The organism is Halanaerobium saccharolyticum, from assembly GCF_003053565.1.
GTDB lineage: Bacteria > Bacillota > Halanaerobiia > Halanaerobiales > Halanaerobiaceae > Halanaerobium > Halanaerobium saccharolyticum_B.
This window is the reverse complement of the sequence record NZ_QAXS01000021.1, coordinates 37,518-55,443: the sequence shown is the minus strand read 5'-3', so window position 1 is coordinate 55,443 and position 17,926 is coordinate 37,518. Positions and strand designations below refer to the sequence as shown.

Below are 17,926 nucleotides of genomic sequence, written 5' to 3'. Positions count from 1 at the left end.
TTTAACTCAAAAATCTCTTTTAAAATTTTAAATCAGATAATTTTAGAGTTAAATAAAAGAAAAAAATATTTCGTGGTTGCTATGAATAATTCAGGAAAAAGTATTCCGATTAATAATAAACTAAATCTACCAATGATCATCTTATTATTTTTGCTTAATTTCTTTAAATCAGCCATTGTATTTTGACCCCTTTCTACTTTAATCTTGCTCAAATTTATATTTTCAAAAACAATTCTATTTTCTGCTTTCATTTAGATTTCTCTTAAAGCTTCTGTTGGCTCCAGTTTGGCAGCTCTTCTAGCCGGAATAATCGCAGTTAAAGTTGTAACAACTACTCCGATTGCAAAGGCAAAAAGCATATGCTCCACTTTGTAAGTCGGATAGATAACTGGATTCATCAAAACATCAATATCCTCAAAAGCTGCACTGTAATCAAAACCAACTCCTGCCAGATAATAATTTAGAGCTCCACCTCCAAGGGCACCAAGAAAACTACCAATCAATGCCATAGCTGATCCTTCTAGAATAAAAAGCTGTAGAATTTCTCTGCTTTTCAGTCCCAGCGCACTCATCATTCCTATCTCCTGAGTTCTCTCTTTAACAATCATCACCAGAGTATTAATTACCACAATTGATGACAGTAGAACCAAAAAGAGATAGATGAAATTATAAATTGTCTCACTGACTTCAAGCAGCTGAATAAAGGTATTGCCTTCCTTCCAGCTCTGGGCCAGATAATTATTTCCACCACCCTGACTTAGATAATTTCTCACCTGCGGCAGAAACTCTCCCGCTAGCTCGCGGTCTTCAGTCACCAGCAGCAGTTCAGTCGCCTCATCATTTAAATAAAGAAGATTTTGAGCGGTATCAATCGGCATAAAAACAACCTGTTCATTTAAAAGCGGCAGATTACTCTGAATCTCACCGACTATTTCAAAAGTGGCTCCCTGAAAAGAGCTGAAGGCTGTCGTATAAACCATTGTTACCTTTTCACCTACACTGCGGTTAATCTTTTTTAAAAGTTCAGAACCCATTACAACTTCTCGCTGGCCCGGCTCCACCATCCGTCCCTGGCTTAGTTCTCTCTCCAGATTGGTAAATTTCAGTTCTTTAGCTCCATCTACTCCCCAGGCCAGCATCTGCACCAGTTCTTCTTCCGTACTGACTGCTGCTCCAAACTTCAGCCTGGGTATAACCATCTCAATTCCTTCCATCTCACTTAGATCAGCCTGCATTTCACTTAAACTCTTGTTTTCCAGTCCCTTGACTGTATAATTTAGAGAAAGCAGTTTTTCCTTCTGCTCATACTCTTCGTCAATAATTTTAATATGGCCTGTATCATAGTGAATATAGAGTGAATAAGTGTCACCAATCATTCCATCGATCAAGCCCCTGGTAAAGACAATTACCATCACAGCAAAGGCAATAGCCAGGATTGAAACTATAGTTCTCAATTTATTTCTGAACATATTTTTAAAAGCAATATTAATTAAAAATGTCATTTCCCAACCTCCTTAGCGGTGATATATAGCTTTTACCGGGTCTTTGCGCGCGGCCCATAAAGCAGGTAAAACACTTGCCAGCACAGAAACAACAACTCCATAGACAAAGACAAAAATAAATGATTCAAGCTCCCAGCCAGCATAAATTGTTCCACTTAAAGGAAAGCCATAGGTCATATCGCCACCACCGGTCATAGTTGCCATATCAATACCATTAATATTGAAAATCGCCAGACCAATAATTCCCATAATAACTCCCATTACTCCACCAATCAGACCGATCCCGGCTGCTTCGCCCATAAATGTATATACAATTTCTCGCTCGTGCATTCCTAAGGCCTTCATCATCCCCAGCTCTTCCATCCGCTCCAGAGCAGATAAAATTACTGTATTAACGATTCCAACTGCTGCCAGAGTTAAAATTATAGCCAGAATAATCTGAGTCTCTATATCCTGCATTTCAAGCATTGTTACCAGGCTCCGGGCTGCATCCCGCCAGGAGTAAGCCTGATAGGGAGCACTAAGTCGAGAACTTAGCTCTTCTGCTGCATTACTAGCCAGGTCCTGATCATTTAAACGGACTACATAGTGGCTTATTTTATCCTCCACATTCAACCTCTCCTGGACTGTTGACAGCGGCAGAAAAACATTGCTTTCATTTAAACTGGGATGGGGAGTGTTAAACAAACCCACAATCTCACCATCAATTGTATTAAAAGTTTTTTCTTCAGTTCTAATCAGCATTATCGCATAGTCTCCGAGCTGAAAATCCATCAATTCTGCCAGCTTGGCTCCCATAATAATTTCGGTACTTCCCGCTTCCGGCATCCTACCTTCTACCAGATGCTGGTCCAACTCAAAGACTCTACTGTCAGTCTCCAGATTAATCCCAACCCCGGTAACTGGAAGCTCGTCGATGCCATTATTAAGATTAACTGCAAAGTTTAAGCGCCTGGTTAAAGCCTCAAAACCATCAGTCTGACTGATTTTATTCTCGATCTCTGCTGCCGGAGTGATTAAATTTTTAAGCTGCAGCTCTTTTCTATCTTCCCAGTAATTTTGATCTGCAACCTGCAGGTGACCACTTTCTAAATTTATAATATTATCAAAAGACATTTCTGTCATGCCAATCATTAAGCCTTCTGTAATTACATAAATTAAAATCGCAAAGGCAATTATCAGAGCAGTAATGATAGTTCTCCTTTTGTGACGTGTTAGATTTTTAAACGCCATTTTAAGAAAAAACATTACTAATCCCTCCTCTGGTCTTTGCTGATTTTTCCGTCCTTAATTTCAATTAAACGGCGGGCATAATCCATTACCTGAGGGTCATGGGTGGAAAAGATAAAGGTTGTATTTAACTCTTCATTCATTTCTTTCATTAGCTCTAAAACCTCTTTGCTGGTTTCAGAGTCAAGGTTAGCAGTCGGCTCATCAGCCAGAACCAGTTTTGGCTCTTTGATTAGAGCTCTGGCAATTGCCACCCGCTGTTTTTGCCCCCCCGAAAGCTCATTTGGACGTCGGTCAGCCATATCTCCCAGCCCCACTTCTTCCAGCAGCGACATTACTTTATCTCTTCTTTCTTTTTTGCTGTGTTTGTCAATTAAACGAATTGCAAACTCAACATTTTCAAAAGCTGTTAAAACAGGGATTAAGTTATAGCTCTGAAAAACAAAGCCCAGATTATAGCGGCGGACTTCAGCCAGCTCCTTACTGTTCAGATCATTGATTGAATGTCCGTCAAATACAATTTCTCCGGCTGTTGATTTATCAAGACAGCCAATCATATTTAAAAGAGTTGTTTTACCTGAACCAGAAGGACCAAAGATAGTTGTAAATTCTCCTGATTCAATCTCCATATCTATTCCTCTTAAAGCGGGAACTTCAATCTTACCCTGCTGATAAATTTTTTCTAAACCTGTTAATTTAATTAATGACATTTTTATCCCCCTTTGCTATACCATTTTTCATGATATAGAGCATTTTATCTGCATAATCCATAATCTGGTCTACATTTTCTGGATTATGATTTTCAAAAAAATAACTTACAATGCTGATTGAAAAATCAGTTAACATAAAAGCTGTGAGTTTTATATCAATATTTGGATCAACTTCTTCTTTCATAACTGCTTCTTCTAATAACTCTTCAAAAAACTGGTTGCTTTTTGGCCGACTGTCAGCATAAATTTCTTCTTTTAGACTTTCATTACTTCCATCGAGAAGATAATCCCCTATTTGAGAAAAAAGTGGGTACTCTCGTTTGAATTCAATTCCAGCAATAAAGAGTTCTCGTAAAAGCTCAAAAAACTCAAGCTTTTGGTAATCCTGAAGCTTCTGAGCCAGAAATTTCATCTTGGCATCTGATGCCTGATCAATAACATATTTATAAAGATCTTTTTTGTTGCTAAAATACTGATAAAAACTACCCTTTGAAATATCTGCCCGCTCAATAATCCGATTAATGCTTGTCTTTAAATAGGGATGAGCAGCAAATTCGTCAACCGCAGCCTCAATAATCCGCTCTTTTTTTGCTTCTTTCAGGTTGAAAAAAGTTTGTTTGGGCATTGCTTCACCTTCTTTTTTAAAATAAAATTAATTTTCAGATTTTATATGACTTTTAAGTCACATGACTTTGTAGTCACATTATATTCTTTTAAATTTAGTTTGTCAACTTTTATTTTTAAAAAAAAGAGCAGCTGCCAGAAACAGCTGCTCATCTAAGTTAATTATTCTATATTTTTATATGGTTTTTGCAGGACACTAACTTTTAATTTCTATAATACTCAGCAATAATTTGATCCATCACCCGTGTTGTTCTGGCTGCACTTTCACCAGTAGAAGGCGACTCTCCCTTACCCAGTAAACTGGCAACTACTTTTTCTAAAAGCGGCTGCTGAACATGTTCCGGATAAGGAAATTCTATTTCCTGGCGTCCGTCTTCATTTTCTAAAATTATAGCTTCTTCACTAAATGAAGAAAATAAAAGTCTGCCTTTACTGCCGATTATCTCATTCTGGTCCAGATCATGAAAACCATTGAAAGTCCAGCTTCCAATTCCCTGAATCCCATTTTCAAATCTAAAGGTCATTACAACATTATCTTCTGCAGGATAATAACCAGCCTGATTGGAAGCAAAACCAGCCGCTGCATCGATTGGGCCAAAATAATAATCAAATAGATCAAGGGTATGTGCTGCCAGATCTAAAAACTTGCCTCCTCCTGCAATTTCAGGTAATACTCTCCAGGGAAGACTGCTTTCATCTTTTTCTTCTGCTGCTACTGGCTGGGCCAGCCTGATATTTACTGTTCTAATTTCCCCAACTGCTCCTGAATCAAGCAGCTCTTTGATTTTTAAAAATCTGGGCATCGCCCGGCGGTAATATGCTGCATGCAGCTGCACATCATTTTCTTCACAGACTCTGATCATTTCTGCTGCTTCTTTGTAGTTTCTGGCCATTGGTTTTTCTACATAAACCGGCAGTCCTGCCTCAGCTGCCATAATAGTATATTTCTTATGGGTGGAAGGCGGGGTGGCCACATAAACAGCATTAACCTCTGGATCATTAATTAAATCTTCTGCTTTATCATACCAGCGGGGGACATTATGCCTTTCAGCATAATCCTCTGCCAGTTCACCCGTCCTTCTCATTACAGCAACTAAGTCTGAATTCTTTATTTTCTGCAGTGCTGGTCCACTCTTCTTTTCTGTTACATCACCACAGCCAATAATTCCCCATTTTACTTTTTCCATTTATAATTACCTCCCTCTAATAATTAAAAAATCTATATAAATACTATCATCAGATACAAATTTATTGATAGATAAAGTTTTCACTATTTACCTTCATGTCCGATCGGCTCAATATGAACATAAACTAAATCGACCTCTTCCAGTCCTTCAACAGCCTGCCTCACATCTTCTCCAATTTGATGGGCTTTGCTCAAAGGAATATCGCCATCGACATTTATATGCATATCGACCCTTAATTGAGGACCTACATATTCAGCTACAATCCGATGCACATCTGCAACTTCAGTTACTGAAAAGGCAGCTTCGGCTATTTTTTCAGTTAATTCTAGATCAGCTCCTCTACCGATAAGATATCCTACATTTTCCCAGGTGATTTCCCAGGTGGCTTTGAAAATCCAAAGAGCTACAATAAGACCAGCAATGGGATCTAAATATGGATGGATAAAGTGGGATCCCAGGACACCTATCAGAGCAAGAGTTGTACTTATAATATCAACCAGATTATCCCGAGCACTGGCTTGAATAGCCGGGCTATATACTTTCTCTCCAATCCCGGAAACAAGATAATACATTATATATTTTACAACAATAGCTATCACCATCACCAAAGATGTCCATCCCAGAGCTGTAGGCTCTGTTTGCCCCAGAAAATTTTGAATGCTCTGCCAGACTGCAGCAATTCCCGCAGAAGCCATAGCTGCTGCAATAAAGAGGCTGACCAGTGGTTCAAACTGACTGTGCCCCTGAGGATGTGTTTCATCGGCTGGACGCTGGGATACATAGAGTCCGATTCCCATAATTATGCTGTAGAGCGCATCTGATAAAGAGTTTGCTGCATCAGAAAAGACAGCACTACTGCCTGAGAGCCAGGCCACTATGCCTTTAATGACTGCTAATAAAAGATTACCCCCAATTGCATAAATTATTGCTTTTATATATAATCTGCTCCGTTTAGAATCAGAGACATCAGTTCTGACTCGTTCAATACAGCGGCTATTATAGTATGCTGTCTTTTTCCCACAGTCTTCATCCATTTCCCGTTCTCTATCTTTTTGTTGATTATCATTTGACCCTGATTTGGTCATTTTTATCGCTCCTTAACTCTACAAATTTAAACAGTTTTTAAAAATAAATCTGTTCATTTTAAAGAAGAGTCTAATAATAATTTAATCAAAAAAATATCTTACATAAATTATTTTTTGATTTTCAAAAAACTGAATATTGATATTTTTTCAAAATTATGCTATTCTTAGTATATAGTTTCAGTGTTCCAGTCACGAAAAAGGTAACCTTTGAGCGAAAGCTAAAGGGCGCAAAGCTCTGGAGCCTAAGATCACTTTTTTGTTGATTATGGCTGCCTGGCTGCCGAAGCAGGAACAGGATTTTTGTTTCTCAAAAAAATAAAACTTTTTATTCTGTTCCTCCAGTAGGGGTAAATCCATCGGGAGATGGAGACACAAAGCCACGGGTCTCAAAAAGAGATAGCCGGGTTACAAAAGGAGGCAAAAAAATGTTTAAAAAATCAGTAGTTTTAGCAATTGTAATGGTGATGTTAGTTTCTTTTTCAGCAGCGACTATAGCTGAAACAAAAACAACTACAGGTGAAGGACAGGCTCCCAACAATAAAGCTGGCGTAAGGGTTTTAGTTGATGATAACAATGATGGAGTAAAAGAAATTCATTTCCTTCCTGCGGTTAACGAGAATGGTAAAGAAAATGGCAAGCCAACTAACCCAATAGCTGTTGCGGGAAAATAAATTTTTAATTTATTACTTCTACTGCTTACTTTTAAAAGTAAGCAGTAGATTTTTTGTTTTTAACTCTGACCAACAAATTTCTTTTCTGCTTTTAAAAAAGCCTCTACAGCTCGCGGCGCAAACTGTTTACCCTTTTCTCTCTTAATTTCTGCCAGAGCCTCTTTTCTTGTAAGAGCCCTCTGATAGGGCCTTTCATAAACCATAGCATCATAAGCATCAACAACTGTTAAGATCTGCGCTTCGATTAAAATCTCATCACCTTTTAGACCCTGAGGATAACCCTGACCATCATAACGCTCATGGTGTTGATATATGATTTCAGCTACCTGTTCAAAATATTTATTACTAAAACGCTCAAGCAGAATTGTCTTACCCCATTTAGCATGCTTTTTCATAATCTCCCATTCTGACTCTGTTAATCTTCCAGGTTTCTGCAACAATGATTTCGGTACTTTTGCCTTACCAATATCGTGAAGAAAGGAAGCATAACCTAAATTAAATAATTTTTCTTCACTCAAGTCAAGTTCTTTTGCTGTTAGTCTGCTTAATCGCTGCAGGCGATCACAGTGGTCATGGGTTTCGGTATCTTTATCAGCGATTTGTTCATTCAGTGCTAAAAGCTCATTAATTTTCTTCTGCTCACTGGCAAAAATAGGTGTAGATGAAATATATAGCAAAGTTACTTCAGTTAAAGTCTTAAAATATTTTTCTTCTTCACCACTTTTGGCAGTAATTGAATCTCCAGCTGCTAAAGTAATTTTTTCATCCTCAGAAGCAACAGTTCCTTCTAAAATATAAAAAAGTTCAAAACTATTCTCTTCTCCAGCTGCTATCTGAAAAGTCTTATCAGCTGTAATATGCTGTTTGATAACCTCAAGGTTGTCATTTTTAGCAATCAAGAAGAGCTGTGTCGATCTTTTTTCCACTTTATCAAGATATTCGTCTTTTCTATTTATAATAATATTGTTGGGGTTTAAAGGAAATTTATTCTTTTTACCTTCGATTTCTTCCATATTTTGATATCTCCTTTTATATTGAAGCTAAATTTTAGACTTTATAGCATTTAATAACTTTATTAATATAATTATATTCTTTTTCACCAATATTATCAAACATCATTCTTTATAAATCGACATCTTTTAAATTTAGTTTTTCTACTCACTTACTCAAAACTTTTTTAATATCTAAAAACTCCCCTTTAATTAAATTATTATTAAAGAGGAGTCATAAATTCTTAACAGTTATTCAATTAAATGTTTTTTCTTACTTTACAACCATCACTGAAGTCTTCGCATGTCTAACTATCTTGTCACTAATACTGCCAAGCAGGAAGCGCTCTACCTTGCCGTGCCCTTTATCAGCAACTATAATCAGCTCAAAATTATTTTTTTCTGCATAATCACAAACTTCATCTGCAGGATCACCATGAAGCAGTACTTTTTCAGGTTTAATACCCCTATCTTCAAAAAACTCAGCATCTTCATCAAGTATCTTCTGCCTCTTTTCTTTTATTGTATCTTCCTGCTGAGACATAATCTCTTCCATTGTTTCTGCAGATAGATAAGAGGCCACTTCGTTAAACTGGTTAACTGGAATCTGAGCAGATTCCGCGTAAACATGAATCAGGGTTACTTCGGCCTTTAAATCTTCAGCAAGCTCTGCAGCTTTCTTTGCAGCCTTTTGAGCACTTTTAGAACCATCAACAGCCACCAGAATTTTTCTCATAATATCGACCTCCTGTAATTATATAATTCTCTATCTACTAAAAAAGTCCTTGTTAGCTGAATAAATTATAATAAATGTAACTTAGTTAACTAATTCTGCTTTTCTTGCTGCCTTTTTATTATACTCATGAACTATCGAATATAGATATTCCTTTTCTGAAAAATTGATCGGCTGACTGTAAACTTCAACCTCTTTAATCTCACCTGAGGCTAATTGATGTTTAAATAAAAATCTATTTTTATTATTTGCTTTAGCATTTTCCATTTCTGCCTTTATTTCAGCTGGACTTAAACAGTTGATCTCTGATATCTTTTTTGACTTCAATTCAGTCCTGCTCCAGCCATAAAAGTTTTCAGCTGCTGGATTAGCATCAACTACTTGACCTGTTTCGGGGTCAATAATTAGAATAATAATATCTTCGTTTTCAAATAAGGCTCTGTATTTCTGCTGTGAATTAAAGTATTTTCTTTCTAAATCTCTAAATTCGCTTATATCCTGATAAATTATATAATACCCTGTTTTCCCTCGGGCCAGTGAAATGGGAAAACCCTGGATAGAAACTTCTACTTTTTCGCCACTACTGTCTTCTCTAAATGACCTGGCATTAACTCTTTCCCCACTTTTAACAAGCTCCATAAACTTTTCAGTCTCATCACTTTTTTCTCCAGGAACCACAACATCTTTAATGTGTCTGTCTAAAACTTCATACCTTTGATAATCAAACATATCTAAAAAATACTGATTGCTTTTTATTATTCTAAATTCACTGTCTAAGACTACAATTCCTTCTGCACTTTCTTCAAAAAGATATTCAAAATAATCTTCGTTAAAACTGAGAGAAGATTTGCTGCTTCTAGAATCTATTGCAGAATTTTTGATAGAAAAATTATCTTTTGATACAAGTTCTAAAAATTTATCAGCAACCTCAGGTGAAAACTGGCTGCCTCTGTTATTTTCAATCTCTGCCAGTGCCTCTTCTTTTGTTAAGGGCTTTCTATAAGATCTTTCTGATCTCATTGCATCCCAGGCATCAGCAACAGCAATAATTTGAGAGACCAGTGGTATCCTGTCTCCTTTTACTCCCTCAGGATAACCGCTGCCATCCCAGCGCTCATGATGATATAAAATATATTTTGAAATATGCTTTAAAACAGCAGAATCTGCAAGAGCCTGGCTTCCCCAGACCGGATGTTTTTTAATCAGCTGATACTCTTCTTCTGTAAGTCTTCCCTTTTTATTTAAAACACTGACTGGAACTAAAAGTTTACCGATATCATGGACCATTCCTGCCCAGTAAGTATCGACAACCATTTTGCGGGAAAGCCCTAATTTTTCGGCAACCCCCGCTGCCAGGTTAGCTACATTTTCCGAATGACCTTTTGTATAACTATCATAAATTTCTAAAATCTGAATTATAGATGAAATTAATTCTTTGGTGAATTCTCCCTGCAGTTTATCAAATCGCTTAAAAGCAAAAAAGGAAGAAGCTAAAGTTGCAAAAGACTGAAGAACTTTCTTGGTGGTATCTCTAAATTTGGCACTGCTTTCGGCAGCTATATCCAGAGAAATTCTGCCGACAACACTTTCATTAACATTGATATTGATAAACAGAGAATCTTTAATTTCTTTTAAAGCCTTTTCAAATTCCTCCTGATGTTTTCGCGGGATTTTATCTAAATTTATTGAATACTGCTCAGAAGTAAAAATACCTTTTTCATCATAATGAAATAAACTTTTCTGATCGATTTTTAGATTCTTTAAAATTTCAATGTCATGACCCACAGCATCAACAAATCTGCAGACTCCATCTTCTATCAGATATACCTTACCATAATCAGCTTCCGGCACAATTTGAACTGCCTGTTTTAATAAATGTGACAGAAATTCAACCTGATCTAAGTTGTTCTGCTTATCCAGATCTGAAACCAGATTAATCATTGAAATAAACTTTTCGTTTAATTCGTTCAACTCATCTAAAGACTGGTCCAGTTCCTCATTCATTGCTAGCAGCTCTTCATTATATGCAGTTAGCTCCTCATTTAAAGAATTAACCTCGCTTTTTTGTTCTTTTAAATTATCAGCATAGCGTTTAATTAGTAAATAAAGCAAAACTGCAGTTGCCAGAACATAAAAGGCACCTTTAAAAGACTGAAGGATATTAAACTGCTCCAAATCACCTGTTAAAACAAGTAAAAGTCGGTCTGAAAAATATATCCAGGCAAAACCGATAATTACATAAATTATTATAATCTTATTTTCTTCTTTAAAAAAATTTTTCATTATTTATACCCCCAGCAATTTAGAACAATTAAGATCAAATAAACTGCAGTACTTTTTCTATAATTCTAGACTTAGAGATAATATCCTCTTTTGAATTAGATTAACAGAGAAAGATCTGCTTAGAAAGTTAAAGCAAACTTTTCTTTTGATATTTTGAAGGAGAAAGCCCAACTTCTTTGCTGAACTGTTTGTAAAAATGAGAGTAGTTTCCAAATTTTAATTTTTCGGCAACCATACTGCAGCTGTAATCCCGGGCCAGAAGTTCTTTCGCCTTCATTATTTTTTTATAATTAATATACTGAATAATTGAAAAGCCTGTGTTTTCTTTAAACAGGTGGGATAGATAATATTTATCTAAGTAAAATTCCCTGGCAATGTCGTCAAGACTGAATTTTTTCTCCAAATTCTTATTAATATATTCTATTACTTTAGTTATTTTTTCATTATATTCGATTGAGCCTTCATTTAATTTATCATCTTTAACAAAAGCTTTGTTTAAAAGGTACAGAAGTTGAACAAAAAGGCTTTCCAGCATAATTCCCTTACCCTTCTCCTCTTTTGCTAAATAGCTTTTAATCTGCTCATAATAACTATCGATATTATATTTCTCTGCTCTTTGAGCGGGAATCAAATTGAAATAACCGGATTTACGATTTTCAAAACATTTTAAAATATTAAAATCATCTCTATTATATTTCGAAAAATACCAGGGAGCAAAATGAGCTGTTATTCTCTCATATTCTTTTTGAGAGTTAAATACTGGTTTGTGCATTTCCTTATTATTTATTAATAAGGTATCTCCAGGCTTAACCTGATAAACATGTCCTTCAATATGATAGCTAACATCACCTTCAATAAAATAATAAATCTCATATAAATCATGAATCTGCAGTTCGTAATATTCTGCCCTTTCACCTGGTATAGTCCGTGCATAATTAATATTAAAATCCTGACTTGATATGCCCAGATTAGTAATCTCAGCTGGAAAACTTCTAATAATATTTTTCAATTTAATTTCTCCTTTTCCACTTTTAAAACAATTATATAACAAGATTTGAAATATTTAAAGCAATATAGCTAAAGATATATACTATATAATATTTTATAATAGTCTTACAATATTGAATAATTGAAATTTTAATTGAACTGATGAAAAATTATTAGCATCATCAGGTAATTTAAATGAGGAGGGATTTTATTGTATTTTTCAGGATTCGCTGATGAAGCAGCTGATTCAATAGAAAAACAAATTCAGGTTACTAAAGAATTAGGCTGGCAATATATCGAGTCAAGAAATATTGATGGTACTAATATTACTGAAATCAGTGAAGAAAAATTTGAAGATGTTTATCAAAAATTAGAAGCTGCCGGAATTAAAATTAACTGTTTTGGCAGTGCAGTTGCCAACTGGGGAAAGGATCCTCGTGATGAGAAGTCTTTTACTGAGAGTAGAGAGGAATTAAAAAGAGCTATTCCCCGAATGAAGAAACTGGGAACAAAAATGATCAGAGGTATGAGTTTTGGTATTCCCCGGGATTTAGCTCCCAGAAATCCAGAATTAGAAAAAAAGATAATTTCTGAACTCAAAATACTAACTGCAATGTGTGAAGATGCAGGTATTACCTATGTCCATGAAAACTGTATGAATTACTTTTCTCAGTCTTATCAACATATGGATTATCTCTTAAACGAAATTGATTCTCCAAACTTTAAAATAGTCTTTGATACAGGCAACCCGGTAATGGCAGATAATAAAATGGGGTCTGAGCCCTACCAAAAGCAGACCAGCTGGCAGGCCTATCAGCAGCTCAAAGATAGAATTGCTTATGTACATATTAAAGATTGTGTATTTAAAGAAGACACAGGAGAAATTTTCCCGGAGATGGATTACAAATTTGCCGGTCAGGGTGATGGCCAGGTTAAAAAAATAATTAAAGATCTCTTAGAAAATGGCTATGACGGCGGTTTTTCTATTGAGCCTCACATGGGAGCTGTCTATCATGATCAGGCTGAAAGTGGAGAAGAAAAAGCAAAATATAATACTTATCTAGAGTATGGAAAAAGATTTATGCAGCTGATGACTGAAATTAAAGCAGAAGTAAATAAAAAAATTAAGAGGAGAGATACTATGGAAAAAGTAAGATTAGGTATTATTGGTTTTGGAACTCAGGGTTCCTATTACGCAGAATTTTTAAATGAAGGAAAAATAGAACAAATGGAGCTTGCTGCTCTCTGTGATATTGATCCTGCTAAAAAAGAAGAGGCTGCAGAAAAATATCCTGAGCTGCCTTTTTATGAAGATTATCTAGAAATGCTGGAAAGCGGAGAAGTTGATGCAGTTGTAACTACAGTTCCCCACTATCTGCATCCAGAGATGGGAATTGAGGCTTTAAAGCGAGATATTCATGCTCTATTAGAAAAGCCGGCTGGTGTTTACAGCAAACAGGTTAAAGAATTAAATGAATTTGCTGCTTCAAAACCTGATTTAACTTTTGCAATCATGTTTAATCAGCGCACAAATCCGCTTTATCAGAAAGTTAAAGAAATTGTAGACAATGGAGAAATTGGTGACCTTCGTCGAGCCAACTGGATTATCACAAGCTGGTGGAGACCACAGAGCTATTATGATCAGAGTGCCTGGAGAGCAACCTGGGGCGAAGAAGGTGGCGGTGTTTTAGTTAATCAGGCACCTCATCAGATTGATTTAATGCAGTGGATCTGCGGAATGCCTAAAAAAGTATATTCTAATGTTAAATATGGTTATCAAAGAGATATTGCAGTTGAAGATGAAGTAACCGCTTTATTTGACTATGGTGATGGAGCAACAGGCAGTTTTATTACCTGCACCCATGATCCAATTGGTACCGATCGCTTTGAGCTCTTTGGTGACAAAGGAAAAATCATCGTAGATAACAGCAAAAAAGTTACTATTAAACGCCTTGTTAAATCAGAACAGGAAATGAGCGATAATATGACAATGATGGAGGTATATAATCTGGTTCAGGGTGGAGATACCGACGAAATGTATACAGAGGAAGTAATTGAATTCGAAAGCAACTGGCAGGAACAGCATCCTAATGTTATGCGCAACTTTGCTGCAAATATTCTGGATGGAGAAGAATTGTTGGCCCCAGGTGCTGAAGGAATTAACGGGGTTACAGTGGCAAACTCTATTCATCTCTCCAGCTGGCTTGACAAAGAGGTAGAACTTCCAATTGACGAAGAATTATTCTTAGAAGAATTAAATAAAAAAATCGAAGCAGAAAAAACAAATAATTAATATAGTAATTTTGAATTGAAATTATAGAGGAGGATTTTTAATGAGTAAGGGAAAAATTGGTGTCCAAATGATGATGCTCAAAGAAAAAGTTGAAGAGATTGGTATTTATAAAACGATGCAGAAAATAGCTGAGCTAGGCTACAGTTGTGTTGAAGTTTCTCAAATTCCAATGACAGAAGAAAATGTGGCTGAGCTCAAAAGATCTCTAGCTGACTTTGATTTAGAAGTGGCAGCTTTATCTGCTAATCTAGAGCCCATGATGCCGGGAATGGAAGGTGAAACTTTAAAAGATGATTTCGATAAAATTGTAGCTGACTGCAAAAAATTAAACTGTAATTTCTTGAGAATGGGTATGCTCCCCTTAAGCTTGATGGGTAGTAAAGAAAAAGCCCTTGAATTTGTAGAAAAAGCTGATGCTGTAGCTGAAAAATTAGCTGAGCATGATATCAAACTATATTATCATAATCATCATGTTGAGTTTCAAAAATTTGAGGGTGAATACTTATTAGATATTATCAAGGATAATACTTCTCACATCGGTTTTGAGCTTGATGTCCACTGGATACAGCGTGGTGGTGAAGACCCTGTAGATTTTATTAAAAAATATGATGGAAGAGTTACACTTCTTCATCTAAAAGATTACCGGATTGGAGAGCTTGATAAGAGCAGTTTAGAAACTGGAGATATGGAGCAGTTTATGCAGGACTTTAAAGCTGTTGTGCAGTTTGCAGAAGTTGGAGAAGGTAATCTTGATATGAAAGCAATCATTGAAGCTGGACTGGAAAGTGGTTCAAAATATTTCTTGATTGAGCAGGATGACCAGTATGGCAGAGATCCTTTTGCCTGTCTTGAAACTTCTAGAGATAATCTAAAAGAATTAGGCTATGGTGGCTGGTTTAAAAACTAGAACATTTTTAAAAAAATAAAAACAGGGGGAAAATAAATGAACACTGGAAGATTAGAAACAGCAGTTGAGCCGGAAGGGAAATTTGAGTATACAAAAGCTAAAACCTGGGAGATAGCTGCCTTTGCAGCCAATAATAGTGCTACTAATGTATTTTTATTCTTAATGATGTATGTTGCCTACTATGCCTCTGGAATTGTAGGTCTGGGAACAGTTCTGGTTTCTAATGTAATTGCGGGCAGCCGCTTTTTTGATGGAATTACTGACCCAATAATTGGTCTCTTAATAGATAAAACAGATGGTAAATTTGGCAAGTTTAGACTTTTTATGATTGTTGGCTACTCTATTATGTCTATTTCTGTCTTAACTATGTTTTTTACCACTCATTTAGTTCCAGAAGCCTTTAGTTTAATCTACTGGGCTTTATTATATGTAATTTATATAATTGGTTATACATTTCAAACTGCCTGTACAAAATCAGGCCAGTCAGCCCTGACCAATGATCCAGATCAGAGACCGCTATTCTCATTATTTGATATTAGTTATACCTCACTTCTATTTTCTGGAGCCGCAGTTTATGTATCAAACTATCTGGTCCCCAAACACGGTGGCTTTACCGAAACTTTATTTTATGAATTTGGAATAACTATTATTATTTTTTCTGGAATTTTAACTGCACTGGCAGTTGCCGGAATTTGGTCCCATGACAGAACAGAGTTTTTTGGTTCAGGTGGCCAGAACAAAAAAATTGGTTTTAAAGAAATGTTTGGTATTTTAAAAGGAAACCGTCCTCTGCAGATGCTTGTTGTGGCAGCTTCTACGGATAAACTGGGGCAGAGTATTTCTGGCAATTCCATTGTTATGGTTATGCTTTTTGGAATCATTATTGGTGACTATGGAATGTATGGTAAAATGGCAATGTTAACTTTAATCCCAAGTTTAATAATTGTTTATTTTGGTACCAAATTGGCTCGTAAATCTGGTACTAAAAAAGCTTATGTAGTGGCGACCTGGCTCTGTATTATTCTCTTTAGCGGCATGTTCTTTTTGCTCTGGCTCGGAGATGCAAGTCAGATAAGCTTATCAAACTTTAATCTAATGACAATCAGCTTTTTAGCTCTCTACATTATCGGCTATGGTGTGCGAACAGTCTCTGGAGGACTGGTTATTCCAATGATTCCGGATGTAACAGACTATGAGACTTATAAAAATGATCGTTATGCTCCTGGAGTAATCGGAACCCTTTTCTCCTTTGTAGATAAGCTGATCTCTTCTTTAGCCCAGTCTGTTGTCGGCTTAGCTGTGGCAGCAATTGGTTTTACAGAGGTTTTCCCGGATATAAATACTCCTTACTCAGATGATATCTTTATGGTAACGATGTTCTTATTTGTGGGAACTCTGCTGGCTGCCTGGATTGCTTCGCTAATTGCCATGAAATTCTATGAACTCGATGATAAGAGAATGGTTGAAATTCAAGAAGCAATAGAAAAAAGCCGTCAGAGTGCTTAAACTTTAATTCTGATCTAAAACTTAAAACACTAAAAACCACAGCCTGAAATTCAGAACTCAACAAGTTAATATTCGGGCTGTGGTTTAAAAGTTTAGACTAAAAAAATTAGAAGGTGAAATATAAATGAAAAAATTGAAAACTGCAATTATCGGCTGTGGAAATATTCATCAGGTTCATGCAGATATAATCAAAAATTCGGATAATACTGAGCTGGAATATGTAGTTGATATAAAAGAAAATAGAGCTAAAAAATCTGCTGAAAAATATAATTGTAAATATTTAACTGACTATAAAGACCTACTGGATAAAAATTTGGATTCCGTCCATATCTGTACCCCACATTTTCTGCACAGCTCAATGGCAATCGATTTTTTAAACAGCGAAATTAATGTTCTCGTAGAAAAACCGCTGGCTTTAAATTATAAAGAAGCACAAAAAGTTATTAAAGCTGATCAAAATAGCAGTGCTAAATTAGGAGTCTGCTTTCAAAATAGATTTAATGAAAATATTCAGCGTGCCAGAGAAATTATTGACTCCAGTGAACTCGGTGAGCTAAAAGGAATAAAAGGTATTGTTACCTGGCACCGAGATCAGAACTATTACCTCAAAGATGACTGGAAAGGCTATTATAAAACTGAAGGGGGAGGAGTTCTAATTAATCAGGCTATACATACGCTGGATTTAATACAGTGGTTTGGAGGAGAGATTGAAGCAGTCAAAGGAAATATAGACACTAGAGTTTTAGAAGATATTATAGAAGTTGAAGATACAGCTGATGCAACCTTATATTTTAAAAATAATGCTGTTGGAATCTTTTATGCTACTAATGGTTTTTCTGCCAACAGTCCGGTAGAAATAGTTGTTGATTTTGAAAAAGGGAGTTTACGCTTATTTGGAGACCAGCTCTTTGTTCAAAAAGAAAATGAAATAAAACAGTTTAGTGAAGAAAAAGAAAGTAAATACAAAGCTTACTGGGGTTACGGCCACCAAAAACTGATAGAGTCCTTTTATCAAGCTATAATAAATAATAATAATAAAAATCTAATCAAAGCTGAAGAAGGAATCAAGACTTTAGAGCTCATTAATAAAATTAATAATTCTTCTAAAAAAAGAAAAAAATATTATCTAAACCAGTAGTTTTAATTACAAAAACAATATATTTAATAAAGAAAAACTCCTCATAAAGCTTTATATTAATCAATAAGCTTTTTGAGGAGA

Annotated in this window: 16 protein-coding genes, 1 pseudogene and 2 riboswitches; of the genes and pseudogenes, 6 read left to right on the top strand and 11 right to left on the bottom strand. The window is 35.7% G+C overall.

Features of this window, described 5'->3' with window-relative positions:
* Nucleotides 1–32: 32 nt before the first annotated feature.
* From C8C76_RS09275 to C8C76_RS09245, 7 genes are all read right to left on the bottom strand, one after another.
* On the bottom strand, nt 33–251 hold the full coding sequence (locus C8C76_RS09275) for a hypothetical protein (RefSeq protein ID WP_108140989.1): 219 nt from the start codon (nt 249–251) through the stop codon (nt 33–35).
* Nucleotides 252–1,502, bottom strand: a complete 1,251-nt coding sequence (locus C8C76_RS09270) for an ABC transporter permease (RefSeq protein ID WP_108140987.1) — start codon at nt 1,500–1,502, stop codon at nt 252–254.
* A 12-nt stretch (nt 1,503–1,514) separates the two neighbouring features.
* Entirely contained in the window at nt 1,515–2,750 is a 1,236-nt protein-coding gene (locus C8C76_RS09265; RefSeq protein ID WP_108140986.1) for an ABC transporter permease, read from the bottom strand.
* A gap of 2 nt (nt 2,751–2,752) precedes the next feature.
* Nucleotides 2,753–3,442 (bottom strand): ABC transporter ATP-binding protein, encoded by a 690-nt coding sequence (locus C8C76_RS09260; protein WP_108140984.1) that lies wholly within the window; start codon nt 3,440–3,442, stop codon nt 2,753–2,755.
* Nucleotides 3,429–4,067 (bottom strand): TetR/AcrR family transcriptional regulator, encoded by a 639-nt coding sequence (locus tag C8C76_RS09255; RefSeq protein ID WP_108140982.1) that lies wholly within the window; start codon nt 4,065–4,067, stop codon nt 3,429–3,431. The genes C8C76_RS09260 and C8C76_RS09255 overlap by 14 nt, the downstream gene beginning before the upstream one ends.
* 202 nt (nt 4,068–4,269) lie before the next feature.
* A complete protein-coding gene (locus C8C76_RS09250) occupies nt 4,270–5,253 on the bottom strand; it encodes a Gfo/Idh/MocA family protein (RefSeq protein ID WP_108140980.1) in 984 nt (327 codons plus the stop codon).
* An 83-nt stretch (nt 5,254–5,336) separates the two neighbouring features.
* On the bottom strand, nt 5,337–6,338 hold the full coding sequence (locus tag C8C76_RS09245; RefSeq protein ID WP_108140978.1) for a cation diffusion facilitator family transporter: 1,002 nt from the start codon (nt 6,336–6,338) through the stop codon (nt 5,337–5,339).
* Between the two features lie 189 nt (nt 6,339–6,527).
* A riboswitch (cyclic di-GMP riboswitch) is annotated at nt 6,528–6,623 on the top strand.
* Nucleotides 6,624–6,674: 51 nt separating this feature from the next.
* A riboswitch (cyclic di-GMP riboswitch) is annotated at nt 6,675–6,751 on the top strand.
* 12 nt (nt 6,752–6,763) lie between these two features.
* On the opposite strand from C8C76_RS09245, the gene C8C76_RS09240 reads away from it, so the two are divergent.
* Entirely contained in the window at nt 6,764–7,009 is a 246-nt protein-coding gene (locus C8C76_RS09240; protein ID WP_108140976.1) for a hypothetical protein, read from the top strand.
* Between the two features lie 59 nt (nt 7,010–7,068).
* Here C8C76_RS09240 and C8C76_RS09235 read toward each other — a convergent pair whose 3' ends face one another.
* The 4 genes from C8C76_RS09235 to C8C76_RS09220 form a co-directional block, all read right to left on the bottom strand.
* Nucleotides 7,069–8,022, bottom strand: a complete 954-nt coding sequence (locus C8C76_RS09235) for an HD-GYP domain-containing protein (RefSeq protein ID WP_108140974.1) — start codon at nt 8,020–8,022, stop codon at nt 7,069–7,071.
* Nucleotides 8,023–8,272: 250 nt separating this feature from the next.
* Entirely contained in the window at nt 8,273–8,734 is a 462-nt protein-coding gene (locus tag C8C76_RS09230; RefSeq protein ID WP_108140972.1) for a universal stress protein, read from the bottom strand.
* 81 nt (nt 8,735–8,815) lie between these two features.
* Nucleotides 8,816–11,014, bottom strand: coding sequence for an HD domain-containing phosphohydrolase (locus C8C76_RS09225; RefSeq protein ID WP_108140970.1), 2,199 nt, complete (start codon nt 11,012–11,014; stop codon nt 8,816–8,818).
* 127 nt (nt 11,015–11,141) lie between these two features.
* A complete protein-coding gene (locus C8C76_RS09220; RefSeq protein WP_133530174.1) occupies nt 11,142–12,023 on the bottom strand; it encodes an AraC family transcriptional regulator in 882 nt (293 codons plus the stop codon).
* A 189-nt stretch (nt 12,024–12,212) separates the two neighbouring features.
* Between C8C76_RS09220 and C8C76_RS15505 the strand changes: the two are divergent.
* The 5 genes and pseudogenes from C8C76_RS15505 to C8C76_RS09200 form a co-directional block, all read left to right on the top strand.
* Nucleotides 12,213–12,989 (top strand): annotated as a pseudogene (locus tag C8C76_RS15505) (sugar phosphate isomerase/epimerase family protein); the annotation flags it as partial.
* 153 nt (nt 12,990–13,142) lie between these two features.
* Nucleotides 13,143–14,294, top strand: a complete 1,152-nt coding sequence (locus C8C76_RS15500; RefSeq protein WP_133530176.1) for a Gfo/Idh/MocA family protein — start codon at nt 13,143–13,145, stop codon at nt 14,292–14,294.
* 40 nt (nt 14,295–14,334) lie between these two features.
* Complete coding sequence (locus C8C76_RS09210; protein WP_108140964.1) at nt 14,335–15,201, top strand: sugar phosphate isomerase/epimerase family protein; 867 nt, start codon at nt 14,335–14,337, stop codon at nt 15,199–15,201.
* Between the two features lie 36 nt (nt 15,202–15,237).
* Complete coding sequence (locus C8C76_RS09205; protein ID WP_108140962.1) at nt 15,238–16,707, top strand: MFS transporter; 1,470 nt, start codon at nt 15,238–15,240, stop codon at nt 16,705–16,707.
* Nucleotides 16,708–16,831: 124 nt separating this feature from the next.
* Nucleotides 16,832–17,845 carry a Gfo/Idh/MocA family protein gene (locus tag C8C76_RS09200; RefSeq protein ID WP_108140960.1) on the top strand — a complete coding sequence of 338 codons (1,014 nt, stop codon included), beginning with the start codon at nt 16,832–16,834 and terminating at the stop codon, nt 17,843–17,845.
* Nucleotides 17,846–17,926 lie beyond the last annotated feature (81 nt).